Here is a 21757-nt window from a genome sequence, read left to right as displayed (position 1 = left end):
TTAGTGTTTCCGAACCAGCTTTTGCCGGTTCTATTGTTTAACTTTTAATCTTTCGGTAAAAATTTACCGAAGTATTGACAAGTAATATCCCTACGTAAATCCTCTCTATCAAAAGACAACATATAGGTAAGAGCCAATCTGGCGCCACCGGACGAATATCCGTGAGGAGCATTGGACGCATTCACGCCCTCTGAGTTCTTTGACGATACAATATATGTTCCCCAGGAATAAGCCAATTCTCCGGAACCACCTACTTTAGCCGGTACATCAAAAATATTATCATCACCAACCGGTACTATCCAACTACATTCATCTACCCAAACCTGACGGAAAGAACGAGTCAAGGAATGTTTACCCTCAGAGATAACCTTTCCGGCATATTCCTCAGCTATTTTATAATATTCTTTCCAATCGTCGCTCCGCTCCATCGTACCCACAGCAGAAGGATTATCATAATCCGGCCTGAGGCTCCAACCACCTCTTTGCAAAGCAATGCGAGCTATCAATGCCTGACAGAATTCTCTTGAAGCAGCCTCTACTCCTCTGTCGGATTCTTCTGCATACAACATCAAAGGTTCTACCTCTATCAAATCATTAATCATATCGGTCAATATTGTATTGCGGTCGGTCGCTCCGATAAACAATTCATCCTTATTTCCGGCAGGTTTTCTTCTGTAAGGCACATCACCCCAGTTTCTGACAAGCTCCAAATAATACATGGCACGCAGGACTTTCGCTTCTCCGTAATAATGCATCAGACGCGACGGTTTAGTTTTGTCGGCAGCGGCAAACAGAGGACTCTGTTCAATACCCTCTATGACATCGTTCGTACGGTTTACCCCGTCATACATACCCGTCCAAATATCACCATACGACTTTATATCGCCTGTACTCGGAACAAATGCACGCTCATTGAGATTGGATGCTGTAGATAATCCACTGAACTCCACATCCGTATTAAACAGCATCTTCTTAAGCAGAACTCCTACCCAACCCTTACCGCTGACCATAGGCACATACATGCCATTGACAGCAGTAGTTATTTCGGATTCACTGCCAAATACATACTCCTTATCAAACGTAGACGGAGAATTTACATCCAGATAGTCTGAACAGGATGCGAACAATAATAAGCTCGCCATTACCGATATATATATTTTTTTCATATCCTATATAATTTAAAAATTCAAATTAACACCGACTGTATAAACACGGCTACGCGGAGTTACATTATTATCAATGCCTGGCGTCAAACCTTTTTGGATATTCACTTCCGGATCATAACCGCTATATCCTGTTATTGTAAACAAGTTGCTTCCGGAAAAATATAAACGCAGGCTCTTAACTCCTAAAGATCTCAACCAATGCTTAGGAAGCGTATAACCAACCGTCAAAGTACTCAAACGAAGGAAAGAACCGTCTTCAACCAAATCGATCATTGTTATACCCTGAGTTACGGACATCCAAGAATAGGTTTTGGCGTTCTCATTTAATGCCGCTAAGGCAACAGGGTCACTGGAAACATTCACACCGGCATCGTCCACATAACGGAAACGATTGGCAAGGTTCATATCCGTAGATAAGTTGGAATAATTACGACGGACAGCCGAGTGCAGGTAGAGTTTATTCACATTGAGCACATCAAAATCACACATGTAATTGAAGAATGCCGTGAAGTCCAGATTCTTCCAGTTGCCGGAAAGTCCGAAACCGCCGGTCACTTTAGGATTGGTATCACCGATAACCGTCATATCATCTTCAGTAATCAAGTTCGATTCGGAATCGGACAGTTTCTTAAATTTCATAGCTCCGGGTTTAAAAGCAAAGTTACCGGAACTGAACGATGAATTATCGGGTATACCCGGCTTCAAAGTCCATTTTTTAGTAGTTGCATCGAAATCAAAATCATCTACCTTATAGAACCCGTCGTTGACGAATCCGTAAATCAACCCCATACTTTTGCCTACTTCCATTTTATAGTTATACGTTCCATACCAGTTGGATAATGAAGCTTTGGTTTTCCATTCGGTTTCACCGGTAGCCAACTTGTCTACCTTATTCTTGTTGAACGCAACGTTGAAGTTTGCCGATAGCTGGAAATCCTTTGTCTGAATGATTTTTGCATCCAAAGAGATTTCAACTCCCTTGTTTGAAGTCTGTCCCACATTTGTCATCTGACGGGAATAACCTGATGAATTAGGAATGATGGAAGGAACCAACAAGTCCTTGGTTGTATTCCAATACACATCAACCGTACCGCTCAGACGGTTTCTAAAGAATCCGAAATCCAAACCGATATTACGGGTTATTGTCGTCTCCCACTTCAAGTCTGGATCGTAAAGATAAGTCTGGTCTGCAAACTGATAATAATTATATTCCTCATTACCGAAAGCGGGAGCACTTGTTCCACTGTATACACGATAGATATTATGCCACAAATCATTACCAATACGGTTATTACCAGCCAAACCGTAGCTGGCTCTCAACTTCAAATCAGAGATGAACTTTATAGGCTTCATCCACTTTTCATTGGAAATTCTCCAGGCGATGGAACCTGCCGGAAAATATCCCCACTGCTTACCGGGAGCAAACTTGGTAGACCCGTCGGCACGAACCGTCAGAGTAGCATAATAACGATTTTTGTAATCATACAATGCACGTCCGAAGAAAGAAGCGGTTCTGTCGGGAGCACTTTTATAACTGGTACTCTGATTGGGAGTTCCCAAAGCAAAATTCTCCAACGCTGCCTCTGCCGTTACAGAAACCGGAAAGAGCTTTGCACTCATAAACGTATTATCGTTCTGCGCATGGTTAATTTCCTGTCCCAGCATTACATTGACATTGTGAGACTTATTAAAGGAGTTACGATAGGTCAGCGTATTTGCCAAACGATATGATTCCTTATGGGTTTTGGTGCGTTTAGCAGAAGGCATATTATTCATACCGGCCGCAGAAGCCGTACTGGACAATGGACCGTAAAACTGATTGTCATTTGCATGAGTCGTGCTTATTCCATACTCGGAACGAAATTGCAATCCTTTTATCACATCCCATACCAAAGCAGCTTTCAGGCTGAGAGCCTGTTCGTCACGTTTTCTGTAATTCTGTTTATTCTCTTCCACCGGAGTATATTTCTGGTTCAGGGAATTTCCATCTCCATCCAGGTTTTCCTCGTCATCATCAGGGTCGACGGCAACTCCTGCCGACAACCCATTGGTAGGACGAAAACGAAGCGCAGTAACAATATTTGTCCCCGAAGTTCCGGCACCATCGATAGTACGCGTACGATAAGTTGCATTTGTTTCCAGTTTCAGATTCTTGAACAACTGATGATTCAATTTTAGATTAATGTTATTACGTGTCAGTCCCGAACCAATCAACTGTCCCTCGTCTTTATTGCGGGTATAACTCAAATTGAATTTGGTTTTTTCATTACCGCCATTAACGGTTATATTATAATACTGCGAAATAGGATTACTGCCTAGAATTTCATCCTGCCAATCAGTAGTGTTCGTGTATTTGTATAAATCAATATCATCATAGTAGCCGAAATTTTTGATAAAACCCTCATCCGAACCTTTACGAATCATCTGATATTCATATTCGGCCATTACAAACTCATAGTTGTTCATTACCGGTATTTTACGCGCCAATGTACGCATCTGCAAATAGCTATTAAACTGTACGGTTGTTTTACCCATTTTAGGGTTTTTGGTAGTCACGATAACAACACCGTTTGCACCTCTTGCACCGTAGATAGCTGTCATTGATGCCTCTTTCAAAACATCAATAGATTCAATATCCGTTGGCGGAATACCGCTTAAATCATCTACCGGAAAACCATCCACCAAAAATAATGGTGAATTATCTTGGGTTATGGAACCACCACCACGCACGCGAACACTGATTTCAGCATCCAACGCACCATCCGCAGTAGTAATCTGTACACCGGCCATCTTTCCAGCCAAAGCATCGGCCACAGAAGCCGAAGCAACTTTGGATATAGACTCGGATGAAACAGATGCAATGGACCCCGTTACATCACTACGACGTATGTTACCATAACCCAATACAACAATTTCATCCAATACATTTGCATCCTCACGCATAGTTATATCCAGCTTCTTGCCCTGTTGAGCCCTTACTTTACGTGTCTCATAACCAATATAGGATATTTCCAAATTTACGTTATCTGCAACATCCAACGAAAAACTACCGTCAATGCCTGTAACTGTTCCGTTAATTGTTCCTTGTTCTCTTATAGTTGCACCAATGATCGGCTCCCCCGCATCATCTACAACCTTACCAATGGCTTTAATTCGTTTATTCTTAGTCTTGTCCCCCGATTGTATCTTCTTTACTATTATTCGCTTATTCTGAATTTCATAAGTCAGATTATTTTGTCCCTGGAGAATTTGCTTAACGACATCATCAATTGTCGCTTTGTCCGTAGATATTGAAATTCGCTTATTCGTATTTACATCCGCAGATGAAAACACAAACGAGTAACCAGATTTTTCTTTCAATAGTTCCATTGCCTCTTTTACAGTTATTTCCCTATTTTTCAACGATATACCTTGAGAAAAAGCGGAAATATGAAGACAAAGAGCTACTGAGGCTATTAAAATAGCCTTACTGAAGTTTCCCATAAACGTTTTGAATTTTTAATTAATGAATAGAAATAAGGTTTGGTAATAAATTACCAAGTAAAGCTGACTTCCAGACTATTGTCCGGGAAGCAAAATGCCAACGTCAGCCGGAAAAAGTAAATTTCATACAACTCCTGTTTCTCATGTTTTATTTTTTAAGTTCAACATTAATATAGTATATATACACCGTTTTCGTATTTATAATTCATTTGCTGGGTCGAAGCCATCACATCCAGAATCTTATCAATCGTATTGCCCGAAATACCGAAGCTTCCATAAAAACGCTTGTTACGTAAAGAATCGGCAACTTCCACCTTGACATTATAGCTACGCATCAGCTTCTTGGCTATATCTTCCAGCAGCTCTTCATCAAAGAAAAGTTCGTCGTTAATCCAGACATTGGCTTTGGCAGCTTTCGTACTGCTTTTTACCATTTGTCCGGTCGCCTTATTAAGAACCATTTTCTCGTCCGGAGTCAGATAAAGTTCAGGCATTTCCCTGATACCGTTCCTCAAAGCAACTTTTCCTTCCATCAGATTTACCGTCACCTCTTCATCATCCGGATAGTTCCTGAAATTGAACTTTGTACCCAATACTCTCAAATCCAACTCTTTCGTGTCTATCTCAAAAGGTACTTCTTCGTTCTTCATCACCTCAAAATAGCCTTCTCCTTCCAAGCGCAACCGACGGTCGTCTACTCCAAAGCCTTGCGAATATATAATTTTCGATCCTGCGTTCAACCATACCAATGTCCCATCCGGTAAATAGAGTTTTGTATGCGCTCCCATAGGCGCCTCTACAACCATATCTGCAAAGCTTTGCTTTACAGCCTGCTTTCCCTGCCAATACGCAGCAAATGGAATCATCAGAATCAGTACAACTGCCGCCGCCCGCATAAATGTCTTCCATGAGAAGCGGAACATCTGTTTTTGTTTCTTCTCAGCCCCGATAATACGTTGCTTGAATAAAGAAAATGCCTTGTCTTTATCAAACTGCACAGCAGTATCAGCAACTCCTGAAGAAAACCAAACCTCTAACTTATTCCGTACATATTTCCGATTAGACTCAGACTCCAAACTCCAACGTTTCAGTTCGGCAAAAGATTCTTTATCCATTTTTCCCGAAAGATATCGAGTTATCAATAAATCTATATCAGTATGTTCTTCCAGTTGCATAATTCCGTTGCTTTATATATAAGACAAAAAAATCAAGAATGAGGGTAGTCGAAATTTTATATTTTTTCAAATATCCATAAAAATATAAATAATCAATAAATGCAAATAGTTGTCCAAACGCTTTTGAAGAAGAGATAAAGCATTCTTTATATGATACTTAACCGTATTGATGGAGATTCCCAACTCTAAAGCAATCTCTTCGTACTTTTTTTGTTCAAAACGACTTTTCTTAAATACGGTACGACATTCCACAGGCAGTTCTTCTATACTGCGGGTCAACTCATCTTCCAACTCCCGTTCGAGCAATACACCCAAGGGCTGATTCTCTTCCACAAAAACAGAATCAAGAAAATCCATATTTTCCGGTAACATAAAAGATGAGAAGTGCAGTTCCTCACGATGACGCAAGGATTGCAATTCATTCAGACAACGATTACGTACAGCGCGCATCAGATAAGCACGGACAGAATACGTGATTTCTATCTCCCGACGATGCTCCCATAAATAAAATATAGCATCGTCCACCACCTCTTCCGAAAGAGCTGCATCATTCAATATCTGATTGGCAAAGCGGCAAAGCAGAACATAATGACGTTCATAAATGTACTTAAATGCTTCTTCATCCCCCCTACGTAAATGCTCAATAATTAATGTGTCTTTCATAGCCGCCTCCATTTATAGGAGAGCAAAAGTAGTCAAACTTAGACAACTACACAATCATTAAGAAGATTTTTCAGAAGGAAATATTTGTTTCCAAAACACATTTGAATGCACTATAATTAGTTCTTATGTCAATATCTTTTATATTTTACACCATCAAAAACAGTTTTCTACCGTAGTTTGAAATCTTGCATATAGTTGTGAGTTATTTCTTATTTTAGTATCTTTGAACCATTGGAAACAGCATTCGCAAGTATGTCCAGCCAGTCCCATCGTTGTGATTTGCTTTCATTTTAGTATCTTTGAACCATTGGAAACAGCCCAATGACGCTCCATTGTTGTTGACTAATGGTTGTGATTTGCTTTCATTTTAGTATCTTTGAACCATTGGAAACAGCATTTACGAATAACGTGACGCATACCCGATGTTGTGATTTGCTTTCATTTTAGTATCTTTGAACCATTGGAAACAGCTTTAGCAGCTTCATACATTTGGGCGGGAGTGTTGTGATTTGCTTTCATTTTAGTATCTTTGAACCATTGGAAACAGCCAAAGACCACATTTACGACATGGAGTTGCCGTTGTGATTTGCTTTCATTTTAGTATCTTTGAACCATTGGAAACAGCTAAGTGAGGGTAATAAAATAGGGGACAGAAGTTGTGATTTGCTTTCATTTTAGTATCTTTGAACCATTGGAAACAGCAGATTGCTGCTATATGCGAACTTACAGTAAGTTGTGATTTGCTTTCATTTTAGTATCTTTGAACCATTGGAAACAGCATAAGAGGTAACTTACCAGCAAGTTCCAAGTTGTGATTTGCTTTCATTTTAGTATATTTGTTGTAATCAGGTAGGTTTTATTTGACTATCAACAGATTGGATAAAACTCGCACGAGAACGGGCAATGGATAAGAAAAAGCCGGACTGTTCCGAACCGCCATATTTCTCATGCTTTCAAATAACTCTTTATCTCACTTGCAAAGATAACATTTCTTTCTGAAAAGGCCATATAAACGGCTGCAATCTTACGGAATAAAAACATATCGGGAAAAACGGGCATACCGTAGCCGAGTCCCCATAACCACAGGCAAAGGTAATTCGTGTTCTTCCCGTACAAGCAAGGCCAAGCCCTTCGGGTTCGTGGAAAAAATCATCCTCGCCCCGGAGGGCTTGCGGTATTTTTTCTCGAAGCCTTGCATGTACGGAACACGACCTTTTTAAGCCTGTAGTTATGGGAACTCCGGCCCCAGAAGCCGGACTAACAAAAAATCAAATGTTATGTTACAGGCAACAAAGAACAAGTACACGGTGGAAACACTCAAGCCACTGAACATTCTGTACGATCATGAACACTGGCTGACACAGCAGGACGTGGATATGGCCAACGGCTATGTGGAACTGATAGAAAGGACACGCTCGGAAAAGATTCCGCAGATCGGTGACAGACTCATCTATGTGGACAGATACGGTAAGTATTACGGCAATTCCCTGATTGAAAACAAGGATGAAGAAAACGGCTGGATTTCCATCTGTGAAGAACCTTATATTCCGTTTGTATGGGAACAGGATGCCAATATCCGGCTGAGCGTCAGCGGAGGGGCCTTCCACCATATTGACCCCAAACAGTTGAAATTCGTCAGATGGACGGAAGGTGCATTCAAGGACTGGGGAAACTGCGGAGCGTGTGCCAACGGTGCCGTCACATTCACGGCAAAAGTACCGTTATGGTCCTATTCCGAACCTGATCCGCTCTACGGCGATTTCACCACGGAAACATGGAGACAATATTATTTGACCAAGGACACGGGTCCGGATGCACGCAACCTATACCAGGGCTACGACATGGCTTTCAGGACCGAAGAGGACTTCCGGCAGTTCCTGAAAGACTATGAAGGGACCGTATTCAAGGGCAACTGGGAAAACCAGATCGTACTCTGGTGTTTCCGTCATGAAAACCGGTTCCTGACGCAGCACGAATGGGACAAGATAGATGCCCCGGCCGTGGAACGGCGTCTCAACTTCCATCCCGAACAGGTCAAACTGGTCAAGGACATGGACAGCCACATCACCTACTGCTACCGAATCAAACCCGAAAATGACAAATTCTAAAAACATACAATTATGCAGACAACAGCAACAAGAACAGCAGGCAGCCATACAGACCTGCTCACTGGAATCCTGAACGTGCAAGTAAGGAATGAGGACAAGATTACAGAACAGGACCGGCAGTATTGCCAGCTACAGCAGGACCAGCTCTACAGGACACTTGACCGTATTGACCGATGGTATGCCATCTTCAAGGAAGAGGCGGAACGGTATCGGGAAACAAAAAACTTCAAGTATGAGGATAACGGTAAGGTCTCCATACGGAATTTCTATTTCAACAGCAGCGGGGAGGATGACTATACCCACAACGAATTCAAACCGTTTGACCTCATCAACGAGCTTGCGGACAACAACTGCAATGCCAACGCGAATTTCGCGAATCGCATCATTTCCTATTTCAACAGGACCTACAATGTAGATGTACCCATTCCTGTAATCGACGAGAAGGCCATGCGCATGGGATTCCGTCCGGTCTACCAGACTTACGTGGACATGGTCATCGAACACCTCGGCGGAAAAAGTTTCCGTGAGACCGCAGAGGAAGAACTGCTGGCCCGTTTCCTGAAAACGGTACAGCCTTCCCGCTGGAGCAAGGTGAAGCCCGAACTGAAAAAGGACAAGATAACTTTCCCTGACATCGTGTCCTGGGACAGCATCCATCTGGAATACCACCGGGAATACGAGTTCTCGTATGACTGCGGAAGGAAGGTGGACATTTTCTGCGAAGGTATCGCATACGGGGCGGATGACGTGATAAACGGTTCAAGCGGTATGGTCATCGGCCTTGACAGACGCGATGTGGATATAACCGAATGGTACAACCTCACCCTGACCAACGCGGAGCAGATCAAGTTCTACAAGAACGGACGTATCGACATACGCTTCAAGGACAGCCAGGCCGCAGAGAACTGCTACAGAAGGCTGCGGCTGGATGAAATCACACTCAGAGAAGACTGATTCATGAAATACTTATTCAGGCACCCCGTAAGACATCCTTGCGGGGTGTCTCCGTTTCCAACCATTAAAAAAGAAAAGACATGTATGCCATCATACCCCAACAGATTCCCCGGGACAGGCGTGCCGAGATCAACGAGAAAATCCTTTTCGCCATAGACTCCGGCAAGGACCTCGTCCCGAAGGAAAGCATCTACAACTGCTACACGGGAATCGGAGGACTGCACAGTCTCAAACAGTCGGACTTCGCCAGCTACCATGAATATGCCGAGGCCAAGAAGGAATTCGAGATGGGCCAGTTCTTCACACCACATGACATATGCCGGAGCATGGTGGAGACCCTTTCTCCTACATCCACGGAAATGGTTCTTGACATGTGCTGCGGCATGGGCAACTTCTTCAACCATCTGCCCAACCTGCACAACGCCTACGGCTTCGACATCGACGGCAAGGCGGTGGCCGTTGCCAGATACCTCTACCCGGAAGCTCATATCGAGAAATGCGACATACAGCTGTACAATCCCGAACAGCGTTTCGACATAATTGTCGGAAATCCGCCCTTCAACCTGAAATTTGATTACAGGCTGTCGCAGGAATTCTACATGGACAAGGCCTATGACGTGCTCAGCCCTGCCGGAATCCTGATGGTCATCGTCCCTCTCTCCTTCATGCAGAACGAGTTCTGGGAAAAGACACGCGTGGCGAAAATCAACTCGAATTTCTCCTTCATCGGCCAGACCAGGCTGGAACATTCAGCCTTCTCTACGGTGGGCGTGCAGAATTTCGCAACAAAAATCATGGTATTCCTCCGCCGTTCCCTCCATATTGAAATGCAGCCCTACAACGCGGAAGAGTTTGTCAGCATGGATGAGCTGAAGAAACGCATAGCCGAAGTGCGGAAAATGAAACACCGGCTGCGCCTCCAGCTGATGCGGGAGTGCAACCATATAGACAAGGACGAGCTGGAACAGTTCGAGTACAGGCTCGCCAAATACATGTACGAGCTGAAAGCCCATGCCGTGCTGAACAGGCATGTCGAAAAGGCGGAGGCGCTGGTGTCCAAATTCCGCAACCAGAAACCGCCGGAAAATGCCACACGGGAACAGATGAAGGAATGGGAACGCAAGAAGCTGACCACCGGCAAGGTTCTCGGCATCATCCGCAGGTACATCACCTCGCAGAACGTGGTGCCGCGCAAGGAAGTGGCACTTGTGAAGACATCCTACGGCTTCAAGCTGAAGCAATATGCCCCGCATCTGCTCGACAAGGTCACGCACAAGGCCGCAGGCATCAACGACCTCATACTCGGAAGGGCCGAACTCCCGATGCCGGAAAACGTCACGGAAAAGAACATGCGGCAGATCCGTGCCGCCAGAAAACTGATACGACGCAAACAGAGGCAATACGAGACCCAGAATCTCCTGTTCGCAGAGATGCAGGAAGATTCCGGCCTGAAGGAATACCTGGACCGTACCAGGTTCATCAACAAGGACGGTGAAGTCTGCGAATTCACGGACTTGCAGAAACACGACCTGAACCTCGTGCTGCAGAAACGCTACGCCCTGCTGAACTGGCAACAGGGCTCTGGCAAGACCGCCGCCGTCTATCACAGGGCGAAATACCTGCTAAAGTTCCGGAAAGCAAGGAATGTCATCATACTCGCACCGGCCATCGCCACCAACATGACCTGGATACCGTTCCTTACCGTAAACAAGGAACGTTTCCGTACAATACAGACCGCCGGAGACCTCGACAATGTACCGGAAGGAACATTCCTTGTCGTCTCCACCTCCATGCTCCGGAAACTGAAAAGAGGACTGATGCGTTTCGTAAAACGCACTTCCGGCAAACTGTGCCTTGTGTTCGACGAGTCGGACGAAATCACCAATCCCACATCGCAGCGTACAAGAAACATCCTGTGCATATTCAGGAGGCTCAGGTACAAGATCCTCGACACGGGAACAACCACCCGCAACAACATCGCGGAACTGTATAGCCAGTTCGAACTACTCTACAACAACTCCGTAAACATGATATGCTGGAGCCCGCAGGTCTACCACGAAAACAGGGACCGCGAAATAGAGGAAGAGAACAATCCGGATTACGGAACACCGTTCCCCGCCTTCAGGGGGCATGTCCTTTTCCGTGCCTGCCACTGTCCGGGGAAAGCCACCGTATTCGGCATAGAGAAACAGAACCAAGATGTCTATAACAAGAACGAGCTCTCCGAACTTATCGGCAAGACGGTCATCACCCGTAAATTCAGGGATTTCGCGGGAGAGAAGTACCGGATACGGACACATACGGTCCGCCCCTCGGAAGGGGAACACGAAGTGTACCGTGTCATCATCGAGGAATTCTGCCGCATATGCGAGCTGTACTACAACAGCACGGGAGACACGAAAAAGGATGCAGGTCTGAGACTCATGAGACAGATCAAGCTGCTTATCAAGTCCTGCTCGGTACCGCACCTGATAGAGGGATACTACGGTGACAGGTATCCCTCCAAGACCCGCTACATTGAAAGGCTCATAAGGACAATACCGGGGAAGGTAGCCATCGGATGTACCACACTGACAGCCTTTGACCTCTACGAGAACTATATCCGGGAACATTTCCCCGACAGGCCTGTATTTGTGGTCAAGGGGGATGTCGCCTTCAAAAAAAGGCAGGGCATCGTGACGGAATTCGATTCCACCATCAACGGCATCCTGATATGCACGCAGCAGAGCCTGAGCAGTTCCGTGAACATACCTACCTGCAACGACGTGATACTGGAGTCCCTGCAATGGAACATCCCCCGTATGGAACAGTTCTATTTCCGCTTCATCCGTCTGGACTCCAAAGAAATGAAGGATGTCCACTACGTCACCTACGAAGATTCGGTCGAACAGAACCTGATGGCACTGGTACTGACCAAGGAGCGTCTGAACGAATTCATCAAGACCGGTGAAGTCAAGGAACAGTCAGAAATCTTCGAAGAGTTCGACATCACGATGTCCGTCATCGACAGCCTGCTCATCCGCACGCAGGACAGTGAAGGCAAAATACACATCAGCTGGGGAAGCCAGCGTATAACAGAATGAACATGAACCGTATGAAGAAGACCGGGAGTTCCATTCCCACCGACAAAGGTAAGCCGCGTCCCCATCGGCTGAGCAAGGTCAGGCCGCAGGCGGTTTTCGGGAAAATCATCCTCGCGGGGGCTGCGGTATTTTCCCGAAAAACCCTGCACAGCCGGGACACGGCACCTTGTCGAGGTCGGTGGAATGGAATCCCCGGCATCCACATACATAAAAGACAAGTAATATGGATCTGAACAATGCAGAGATTGCCGTGACCACACAGCATCTCATTGACATAAAGGATTACAGGGACTACTGGCTGCACATGTCCGAATACAGCGACATGGGCGAGTTCCTGAGTGCCTGTTCCGACCTGTTTCCCGGGGAGGAGGAACCGGAATACCGGTATCCGAAATGGGAGAACATTCCGGACACACTGATCAGCCGTGAATGGCTCTGTCCGAACTTCTTCGAGATCAGGGATGCCCTTGAAAGGCTCGAAGAGGAAGAAACGGAGTTTTTCATAAGCTGGAGCAGAAGCTACGGATATGACATCACCACGGACGACCCGCATATGATGGTATCACACTACCATGACCTGTACGGGAATTCCGTCACGGAACGGGAAGACGACCCCGCAGATACGGGAGAAGACGCACTGATATACACGGGTGCCTCAGGCTACTACTGCGACATGCTTCCCTTCCGATACGAGATATTTGATGACAATTATGACTAAAAGACAAAAGATATGGAAATCAACTTCAAAGGACCGGTAATGCCCATCGACCCATACTCGCAGCTGGCATTCGTGGAGATACTGAACATACTACTGACGGCGGGACACATCGTGGACGTGAACCGCTTCCTTATAAGCAGGAATGTCAATCCTCAGTTCGGCTCACTGTCAGGCTATTTCAGATGGTCGTTCGCCGGAGACCGTTTCACCCTCTGGCAACGCACGGACTACAATTCAACAATGTGCTTCAGCCACAGGATACTCGACCTGCCTTTCGGTGTCCTTGCTGCGAAAGACAACAGGAAAGACTCTGACATTTTCAATTAAAAGACAACGGATATGACAACAACAATCAAAGTTCCCAACAGGGAAATCGCAATACGGGCATTCGATTACCTGCGTCATGAACGCAAGACTGTTCCGGCATTGCGCCTTGCACACCACTTGCTGCACCATGAGAGCATATCTCTCGGTATAGGTGACACGGACTGGGACATAGATACGGCCTTGCAAAGATACGGCGGCGAGCCGAAGACCGGATACGGGCATTCTGCCCATTTCAACTTCGAAGGGAAAACGGTAATGGAGCGTGACCGATTCCGGCAGACATTCTATGAAGAGGACAGATAACCGGAGGGCGGCCGAAAGGTCGCTCTTCCCATTTATAAACGACATGTACGGGAAAAGAAATCCTGCCGTACACAGGTAACGGATATGGAAGAAAAGAAAACATTGACAATGGATTTCGTGAAGGGCCTGATGGAACCTTCCTACACGCTGGTATGGGTGGATTACCGGGACAATCTCGACGACAACCTGGACATTATCCAGAAATGCCTGGACAGGGGAAACTGTGACAGCCTGTGGGAGAAAACGGATGACTGGTACGGCGAGACTGAATGGGAGGCCGTCCGGACAATCATCGAAAAGCTGAAAGAGGAATGCATTGTTTTCCGGGATTTTGAGGAATCGGAAGTCGAGGACTTTTTCGACTGCCATGAGGACGAGATCAGGAACGAGATATACAGCCGTGACGACTCCAACGTGATGAAAGGACTGCTCAAGAACACGGGAGACATCCCCGTGCGTGTAGAGATGCTTTCCAACTACGACTGCATCAATTCCAACTGGCTGGAATCGCAGGAAGGCTACCGGTACAAGGAATCCTATTTCGGGGATATGATAGACGCACTGAACCTCAATCCTGCCAGAGTGAAAAGAATGCTGGTGGAGAAAGGCTACACGGTATATGGCCGGTTCCCCGACAAAAAATACAGGGACGGCAAGGAACAGGTATCCTATGAACAGTTCTATCAGGAACTCATCAACTCCTGCTGCGGTGCCAATCTGCTGACCTATATCGGCAAGGTAAGCCTGCAGGAACTTTATGATGCCGGATTCTCGCTCAAGGAAGTCATTATTCCCAAAGGCAACTGCTGCGGCATCTTCAGCTCCATGTACGGCGGTGGAAGTCTCCTGGAGATGGAACTCCGGAAAGACGTCAGACTGAAACTGGAAGTCAGGGACTGTCACGGATTCCGATTCCGTCTTGATAACGAAAGGTCGGAATATGAATGCTCCATCAAGCATGTGTACGGGGTATGCGATTTCTTCTTCGGTGAAAGGATCGGCCTTGTCGCTTCATAAATCAAGTATGGTCACTTAAAGAAATCAAGTCATGGAAAAGAAATATGCAATCATCCTCTTCAAGGGAAAAGAATACCTGTGCGGCCACGAAGACGACTGCCATTACGATGTATCCTGCCCGGTAAGGACATTCACTGAAGGAGAAGACGACTTCAAAATCCAGGAATCCGGAAAAGACCGGTCCGGAAGGACATTCCTGTATCATGGAAAGGAATTCAGGCTTGTCACCGGCTTCTACCCGAACGGATGGCCGGCACTGAGTCTGGAATCACCGGACAACGGGGAACTATACACGGTGCTTACCGTCAATCTGGAAGAATCCCCGGCATTCGGGATTCCCGACAAGGCATTCATTGACACCAACAACAATCCGGAAGCGATGGAATTCCTCACAAGGAACAGCCTTGCCGAAGATACGGGCTACAGACGCAAAAGCGGATGGGTGGAATACCCGATGGCAAGGCTGAACCTGGCTGAACTGTACCGGTTATCACCGGAATCGTTCAAAAACCTCGAACAAGAATAAACAACAGAAATCATTAACCAAATTATAGGAATTATGGCAAAGTACGATGTAAGAGTAAGGTACACCTTCGAGGGTACCTACAAGGTCGTGGCGGAAGACCGCGACGAGGCGGAAAGAATGATAGCGGAAGACTGCGGCCTGGTACTGGGCGGCAACATCCATACTACCCGCGATGACGACGAGGTGACAGACTGGAGATTCGGCTCTCACCCCGACATGCAGATCCTGTCTGTCAGGGAACGGGACGGTAAAGGCAAGGTCAGATACACATCCATGTGTTTCAGCGACAGGATTGAAGAACTGCGTAAGGACATAATCGAAGCCATCAGGCAGTTGCTTGATGTACACGGCCTGAAAAAAATCACATTTACCGATAACGAAGAAGACCCTGTATGGATTATCTGGTTTGACGATAATGCAGAACCATACGAGTGTTATGTTACAGGAATTGAGGTTACTGACAAGTTCATTACCGTGTTGGCAACAATAAAGGACAGTATGGAAGAGGTTTTCTGTCAGGGTCCTTTCGAAATCGGAGCCAGCAACATTGATTGGCTCAATCAAATGTACGAAGCAGTCAGGCTTCAACTTGAAAATACAAACGGAAACTCTTGAAATGAAAGACGATATGGCAACAAAAATCAACATGGACAGGCATATTCGGGAAGGATGGACTGTCGGAGCGTTCATCAGGGAGCTGGCCCCGCAGGTGGAAATGATCATGAGCGGACAAAGCTGGAGGGAACCGTTCAGGAACAAACAGGAACTGGCGGACTGGTGCAGGGACAACCAGCCCTATTACAAGAAAAGGATCCCTGAAGTGAACAGCCATTTTGCAAGGATGTATAACCTCAAATAAGAACACATTATGAAATATCAAGCGGAAAATGCAGTATCCAGTTTCTTCTACTACATGTGGAATGCCTGGAGCGAGGAAGAGTGCAGGACAGTATTCAAGGAAATGCACCCACATTTTTGGGAAAAATGGTCTCTGATGACGGACAAGGGTATATTCGGGGCAGCCGAACGGTTCTATGCGGAACTGACAGACCGTTACAGGGAAAAACTGGTGGAACGGGCCGTCAGCCTTTATGACGGCAAGGCCAGACGCAAAATCCCCGACGATTCCAAAATCAGGGTATGCAGTGACTGCGGCTCTACAAAGATTGAAATCCAGGCATGGGTGGATGTCAACACGAATGAATATCACAATGACGTGGACGATGACATATGGTGTCTGTTGTGCAAAGATTATGTGGAAACCTGCTCCAGACAATCCTATCTGGAAAAGATGCAGGAATGGTGGAAGTCCAACAACACCGAAAACCTGGAATACCTGACCGGATTCAAGACTTCCGATTTCCCTTCAGCCAATTCCGGGCAGACATTTGCCGAGGCAACCGATGAGTGGTGGAACGGCAAGAGCTATGACGAGAAACGGAACATATACCTGACAAACAATTAAAGACAACGGATATGGCACGGAACATCATTGACCTGATCTGCAATTCATGCAGTTGCAGCAAGGAAGAAGCACAGGAATACCTGAATGCAGAAGTTCACTACCTGCAACAATTACAGGAAGCCGAGGATCTCAGGGAAGAGGACATTGAAACGGCATGCGGCAACCTCGGACTTGACCTTGACTGCCAGGAATATTTTATCAATCGCCTCGCAGGGGCATAAGACTAATGTTTATGACTTATTTTCAGAACATACACTCACTGGCGAACCTGAAAAAGGAATACCGCCGTCTGGCAATGCTTCACCACCCGGACAAGGGTGGTGACACTGCCCTCATGCAGCAGTTGAACACCGAATTCGGAAGGCTGTTCGAGGTCTGGAAAGACAAGCCCTGCGTTTCCACAGCCCCGACAGGCTACGAACACGACTTTCAGGGTGCCACCGCAAGGGAATACACCGAATACGTGTACAATGAATACCGCTGGAAAGGACGCAACTACAACGGGCAGTCCGCGCCAGAAATCACGGAACTGGTCAGGACATGGCTCAAGGAAACCTATCCGAGATACACCTTCTCGGTCCGCAGGGACGGATACAGTTCAATCCTTATCCGGCTGATGAAAGCGGACTTCGAGGCTTTCACCAGAGAGTCCGGAAAGGTACAGGGAGACATCAACCACTACAACATCCAGGCATCGGACAGTCTGACCGACCGGGCCAAGGAGGTGATGACAAACGTCAGGGACTTTGTCATGTCGTATAACTTTGATGAAAGCGACCCCATGACTGACTATTTCCACACCAATTTCTATCTGACACTCGGAATCGGCAGCTACAGACAGCCGTACCGGATGGAACTGCCGAAGATTACGGGAAAAGACAGTCCTGAAGTGTTCAGGCATCCCGAAGGACCTGCACACAAGGCCATGCGTCAGGCACTGGGCAAGGCCCGGTTCGGCTTCATCGAAAGCCGGAGACATGTCGGGGAAATGATACTCGGAGAGGACTTTTACGGCTCACAGGGCGAACATTATTTCTGGCCCAAGGAGTATTCAAGCGCGAAGACGGCACAGAAACGCATCGGGAAACTGGAGGCAGCAGGAATGTGCTGCGAACTGACAGGCTGCAACGGCGGATACATACGTCTGCTCGGATATACCCCGGAAACGGAAAACAGTCTGGAACGGGAAAGGCAGGAATATGCCACGGCATACCGGAAGTGGGTGTCTGAACACGGCATATCCCCAAATACGGGAACAGTACACCAGAACATTTCAAATCCAATCAGACAGTTACAATTATGACAAATAGGGAAATCATCAGAGAACTGAAACTCCGCGGATACAGCCGGGTGGACATTGATACGGACAGTAGAGCCGCAAAGACTTTCTACACCTACCGTGGCGGGCTTCACATCAACGGTACGGGAAACCTGTCATTCCATATCGTACCGCCACAGGAGAGTCTCGGACTGGGACGGTTTGCAATATGCGCCACCCGGAACGGGGAAAGCTCACAGCTGGGGACAGACCAAGCCCCGTTCTTTTTCGGGCGGATGCTTGCCTTCCTCAAAGGTGAGAAAAAAGAGAAAGAGATAATAGATGAAATATGTACCGACAGAAAAACAGAATAGAAGTATGAAAGCAAAAGTATTGAAATACAAGTTTGACGGCAACACCATCGTTGCCCCATACATGGAACTTGAGCCGTATGCGGAGAATGTATTTATCTCGCTGGCAAGAAAAAACGAATACGGAAACGAAAGTGAAGACAGTTTCCATGTGATCTGCAAGATAGGTGATGTCCATTTTTCCTGCGGACAGTATTCACGCAGAATACTTGACAAGGAGGGGCACCGTGAAGAAGCGTCAGCCTATTGCAAGAACTGGATTGAAAACACCCTGAAGGATGCGGAGAATGGAAAAATCATCCCCCTCTTGTCTGTTCATGTATTCAATGCCCTCGGTCTTGACTCCACTCCTTTGGTACAGGCTCGTGAGACGTATGCAAAAAGGCAGGAAGAAAAGCGTCTGGAACGGAAAAGAAAAGAAGAACTGGAAAGAAAGGAGAAAGAAGCCCGATGGCAACAATTGCTTGACGAGAACAAGCGGAAATTCCTGAATGGTGAGAAAATAACGGCAGAAAAGCTTCTTGAAATTACCGGTAGGGACGGATTTGACATCCATATCAGAACCAAAGGGACATTCAGCCGACATGTGGCAGCAATCGACCGGAACGGAACCGTCAGTTTCAGGAAATACAAAGGTCGCCGTACTCCCGACTTTACCGGATGCCATAAGGCTGTTGCAGACTATCTTGCATTTCTTGACAGAAAGTGAAAAATACCTGTGAACAGAATCATTTCCCACATTCTAAAATGTATCAGAATGTGGGAAGCCTTTTCCCGACATCAAGCGGAATATTTACCGAATGATGTCGATCCAGTGAATCCGAATAAAGCCGGACTCTTAGGGAGTCACCCGAAATGAGCTGTCTGAGAAACTTTCGCTGGTTTGTGGAAAGTGCAGACGGGGTAACCTGCCAGTGGGATTCCTTATGTCTCTGGAACATTGAGGCAACCGTATCCCCAAACAGTTTCTGAAATTCAGGATTCTTATAGACAAATATTCGTGAATTAATTATATAACGGTTGGATTCTTTTGGAAAAATGGATTCAGAATTACGCAAATAACTGCCTATAGAGTCTTTTTCAATCCTATAAAAAAGAACCAAACTCCATCCTTTGGTAGGATTTTCTTTTAATCTGTATCCGGCTTCATAAGCATAGCCATAATAAGAAGGATTAAATACATATATCCTTTGGGGGCTGTTATTCTGTATGACAAATTCGGCCGGAATTTCTATCCACATCAGTTTGTTCTCTTTGGAAGAGTAACCGAAAATAGGATATTGGGTCGTACAAGCTTGGATAATCTCATGCTCCCGAATCAGATTCTGCCGGATTATTCTTTTTATTGTTTCGGGAGAAAACATGGAGAATACAATCGGTTTTTTGGATAAGATACTGTATCCTACACTCTTGCTTTCCTGTTCCGTATTCAGTCTGTCTATGTTTTCTTCCCTGTATTCTGTTAAAACAAAATCATCGTATTTTTCTGAATAGCCAAATCGGGCATAGCCGATACGGAACAGAAAACCGTCGCAATACGGAATTCTGATTATAAATTCCTTGCCAGAGACTTCAATACCTATATCCTCTTCAATCGGACAGTTGCCAGACATTGGAAAGGCACTTTCTCCTGCCGCACTTCCATCCTTGGTAAGTTTCACATATGCAGCTGGCTTCTTTCCGCATTCTACCTTAGCAGAGTCCACTGATACGGTAAGTTCATAAACCTGATTGTTGATATGGATACTCACAGTATCTGTTTTGTTTTCACTGGCATATAAGAAAGAAGACCAAGCCATAAAAACAAACAGCAAGAAGTATCTCATATGCTTTGCAATGTTCTTTATATTATTCATCTTTATTGTTATTATCTGAGACATAGTCAATTTTCAGAAAACACTTATTTATACTTAATCTGCTTATCCACTTTCCCAAAATGCCATAAGATAGATATGTATGTAAAATAGATCAGGACGGATATTCCCATATAGATAAACGAGCGGTAAGGAAATAACTTCATATAAGAACCCCATAATAGAATTGGTATGATTACGGGAATTACCGCTGAATATTTTCTTTTAGTGAATTGTACTATTAGCATTCCCGTCAATAAAGTCAGGAACATGACTATTACACTTAATCGCAAAAGTATTCCTATTGAAATATCCATGTGTTCAATCGGTCTGTATATATTGACCAGACTGATGCAAAAGCAATACACCATGCAGAATATTATACTTAGTATGGCAGGTATATATTTTTTCATACCACTATTCATTTATAAAGGTTCTCAATCAATAGACATCGTTCAAAATATTTAAGAGAATGCCATCACCTACTTATCCGTTTGGAACTGCAAAATACGACGTAAACCATAACAGTATTCTGTCGTGCGTTGGTTTAGACAGCAATTGTTTTCATCCAGATAGACATCCAGCTTCCAAAAGCACAAATCCTCTTTATGAATGACCTCTCCATAATTGTTTATGAAAATTGCCACTTCATCATCTTCTTGCCACTCCCATATATACGGCAACCTGTACTTTACTGTATGGTCTTTAATGTATAGCTTTTCTATGCTACCGTCTGTTCCTGATACCTTTCCCAGATATTTGCTCTCTTGTGGGCTATGAAAAACAATTGTCGGATGAAGTTCCCGATATAGCCATCCAAACAATACAAGAACCACTATAATGGCTATGATTATCATTTCTTTATGTCGTCTCAATCTTGCAGTCATTTTATATTTCTTGTTTTGTTGGTAAAAACCTTTCAGGGGAAATTCAGCCACTTGTTATCTGCCGTTATTTAGCTCGTTTAATATGTTTTTGAAGAAAACCGATCAAAAGATTTGCAATACATCCTAAAGTAAATCCAATGAATCCCCACAAATAAATAGCTAACCGTACATCATTGTGAGATAGTATTTGGGATATTATATCATAAAAAGACTCATCCAAAGGTGCAGTATCGCAATAATCGATAAAAGCATATAGAAGCACATATAAGCCACCCGTCACAAAACCTGCAACAGGGAGTAATATATGTGTTTTGTTTATTGTTACTTTCATCGTTTCTTTTGATTTATAATGGTTTGCAGCTTGCCGCCGTTAGGTGGCACAGGTGCTTGTTATGTGCAT

22 protein-coding genes and 1 CRISPR repeat array are annotated in these 21757 nt (G+C 45.2%); of the genes, 15 read left to right on the top strand and 7 right to left on the bottom strand.

The features are described from left to right. Positions 1 to 44: 44 nt before the first annotated feature. From AB5903_RS12595 to AB5903_RS12580, 4 genes are all read right to left on the bottom strand, one after another. A complete protein-coding gene (locus AB5903_RS12595) occupies positions 45 to 1166 on the bottom strand; it encodes a RagB/SusD family nutrient uptake outer membrane protein (protein ID WP_368117892.1) in 1122 nt (373 codons plus the stop codon). Between the two features lie 12 nt (positions 1167 to 1178). Continuing rightward, on the bottom strand, positions 1179 to 4649 hold the full coding sequence (locus AB5903_RS12590; RefSeq protein ID WP_195658191.1) for a TonB-dependent receptor: 3471 nt from the start codon (positions 4647 to 4649) through the stop codon (positions 1179 to 1181). A 167-nt stretch (positions 4650 to 4816) separates the two neighbouring features. Then, positions 4817 to 5824, bottom strand: a complete 1008-nt coding sequence (locus tag AB5903_RS12585) for a FecR family protein (protein ID WP_195658192.1) — start codon at positions 5822 to 5824, stop codon at positions 4817 to 4819. 66 nt (positions 5825 to 5890) lie between these two features. After that, positions 5891 to 6487, bottom strand: coding sequence for an RNA polymerase sigma-70 factor (locus tag AB5903_RS12580; protein WP_162487325.1), 597 nt, complete (start codon positions 6485 to 6487; stop codon positions 5891 to 5893). 211 nt (positions 6488 to 6698) lie between these two features. Next, positions 6699 to 7266: direct repeats of the CRISPR family, unit length 31 nt; unit sequence ATTTTAGTATCTTTGAACCATTGGAAACAGC. Positions 7267 to 7764: 498 nt separating this feature from the next. Here AB5903_RS12580 and AB5903_RS12575 point away from each other — a divergent pair. The 15 genes from AB5903_RS12575 to AB5903_RS12505 all read left to right on the top strand — a co-directional run bounded on the left by AB5903_RS12575 (position 7765) and on the right by AB5903_RS12505 (position 19326). Continuing rightward, on the top strand, positions 7765 to 8595 hold the full coding sequence (locus AB5903_RS12575; protein ID WP_368117890.1) for a DUF4121 family protein: 831 nt from the start codon (positions 7765 to 7767) through the stop codon (positions 8593 to 8595). Between the two features lie 12 nt (positions 8596 to 8607). Further along, on the top strand, positions 8608 to 9549 hold the full coding sequence (locus AB5903_RS12570; protein ID WP_368117889.1) for a hypothetical protein: 942 nt from the start codon (positions 8608 to 8610) through the stop codon (positions 9547 to 9549). An 80-nt stretch (positions 9550 to 9629) separates the two neighbouring features. Further along, positions 9630 to 12632: an N-6 DNA methylase gene (locus AB5903_RS12565; protein ID WP_368117888.1), complete on the top strand. Its 3003-nt coding sequence runs from the start codon at positions 9630 to 9632 to the stop codon at positions 12630 to 12632. 223 nt (positions 12633 to 12855) lie between these two features. Then, complete coding sequence (locus tag AB5903_RS12560) at positions 12856 to 13350, top strand: hypothetical protein (RefSeq protein WP_168948110.1); 495 nt, start codon at positions 12856 to 12858, stop codon at positions 13348 to 13350. A gap of 12 nt (positions 13351 to 13362) precedes the next feature. Next, entirely contained in the window at positions 13363 to 13677 is a 315-nt protein-coding gene (locus AB5903_RS12555; protein WP_168948111.1) for a hypothetical protein, read from the top strand. 12 nt (positions 13678 to 13689) lie between these two features. Then, positions 13690 to 13980 carry a hypothetical protein gene (locus tag AB5903_RS12550; protein ID WP_368117887.1) on the top strand — a complete coding sequence of 97 codons (291 nt, stop codon included), beginning with the start codon at positions 13690 to 13692 and terminating at the stop codon, positions 13978 to 13980. A gap of 84 nt (positions 13981 to 14064) precedes the next feature. Further along, on the top strand, positions 14065 to 14997 hold the full coding sequence (locus AB5903_RS12545; RefSeq protein WP_368117886.1) for a hypothetical protein: 933 nt from the start codon (positions 14065 to 14067) through the stop codon (positions 14995 to 14997). A 31-nt stretch (positions 14998 to 15028) separates the two neighbouring features. Beyond that, positions 15029 to 15523, top strand: a complete 495-nt coding sequence (locus AB5903_RS12540; RefSeq protein ID WP_168948114.1) for a DUF4313 domain-containing protein — start codon at positions 15029 to 15031, stop codon at positions 15521 to 15523. Between the two features lie 33 nt (positions 15524 to 15556). Then, a complete protein-coding gene (locus tag AB5903_RS12535) occupies positions 15557 to 16138 on the top strand; it encodes a hypothetical protein (RefSeq protein WP_368117885.1) in 582 nt (193 codons plus the stop codon). Between the two features lie 13 nt (positions 16139 to 16151). Continuing rightward, positions 16152 to 16382 (top strand): hypothetical protein, encoded by a 231-nt coding sequence (locus AB5903_RS12530; protein ID WP_368117884.1) that lies wholly within the window; start codon positions 16152 to 16154, stop codon positions 16380 to 16382. A gap of 9 nt (positions 16383 to 16391) precedes the next feature. After that, positions 16392 to 16988 (top strand): hypothetical protein, encoded by a 597-nt coding sequence (locus tag AB5903_RS12525; protein WP_368117883.1) that lies wholly within the window; start codon positions 16392 to 16394, stop codon positions 16986 to 16988. A gap of 11 nt (positions 16989 to 16999) precedes the next feature. Continuing rightward, a complete protein-coding gene (locus tag AB5903_RS12520; protein ID WP_168948118.1) occupies positions 17000 to 17209 on the top strand; it encodes a hypothetical protein in 210 nt (69 codons plus the stop codon). 11 nt (positions 17210 to 17220) lie between these two features. Next, entirely contained in the window at positions 17221 to 18291 is a 1071-nt protein-coding gene (locus AB5903_RS12515; protein ID WP_368117882.1) for an LPD29 domain-containing protein, read from the top strand. Continuing rightward, positions 18288 to 18620, top strand: a complete 333-nt coding sequence (locus tag AB5903_RS12510; RefSeq protein ID WP_368117881.1) for a hypothetical protein — start codon at positions 18288 to 18290, stop codon at positions 18618 to 18620. The genes AB5903_RS12515 and AB5903_RS12510 overlap by 4 nt, the downstream gene beginning before the upstream one ends. A gap of 4 nt (positions 18621 to 18624) precedes the next feature. Next, positions 18625 to 19326, top strand: a complete 702-nt coding sequence (locus AB5903_RS12505) for a hypothetical protein (protein ID WP_087208349.1) — start codon at positions 18625 to 18627, stop codon at positions 19324 to 19326. 43 nt (positions 19327 to 19369) lie between these two features. On the opposite strand, the gene AB5903_RS12500 is transcribed toward AB5903_RS12505, so the two are convergent. The 3 genes from AB5903_RS12500 to AB5903_RS12490 form a co-directional block, all read right to left on the bottom strand. After that, on the bottom strand, positions 19370 to 20473 hold the full coding sequence (locus tag AB5903_RS12500; protein ID WP_087208352.1) for a hypothetical protein: 1104 nt from the start codon (positions 20471 to 20473) through the stop codon (positions 19370 to 19372). A gap of 479 nt (positions 20474 to 20952) precedes the next feature. Then, the gene (locus AB5903_RS12495; protein ID WP_368117880.1) at positions 20953 to 21357 is read right to left on the bottom strand and encodes a hypothetical protein; all 405 of its coding nucleotides are present in this window, start codon (positions 21355 to 21357) and stop codon (positions 20953 to 20955) included. Between the two features lie 64 nt (positions 21358 to 21421). After that, positions 21422 to 21688 carry a hypothetical protein gene (locus tag AB5903_RS12490; RefSeq protein WP_087208355.1) on the bottom strand — a complete coding sequence of 89 codons (267 nt, stop codon included), beginning with the start codon at positions 21686 to 21688 and terminating at the stop codon, positions 21422 to 21424. Positions 21689 to 21757 lie beyond the last annotated feature (69 nt).

Source organism: Bacteroides sp. 2201st1_D9_2201SCRN_220225 (genome assembly GCF_040928965.1).
Lineage (GTDB): Bacteria > Bacteroidota > Bacteroidia > Bacteroidales > Bacteroidaceae > Bacteroides > Bacteroides stercoris.
Note: the sequence above shows the minus strand (reverse complement) of the source record. Positions and strands in the feature narration are given on the sequence as shown.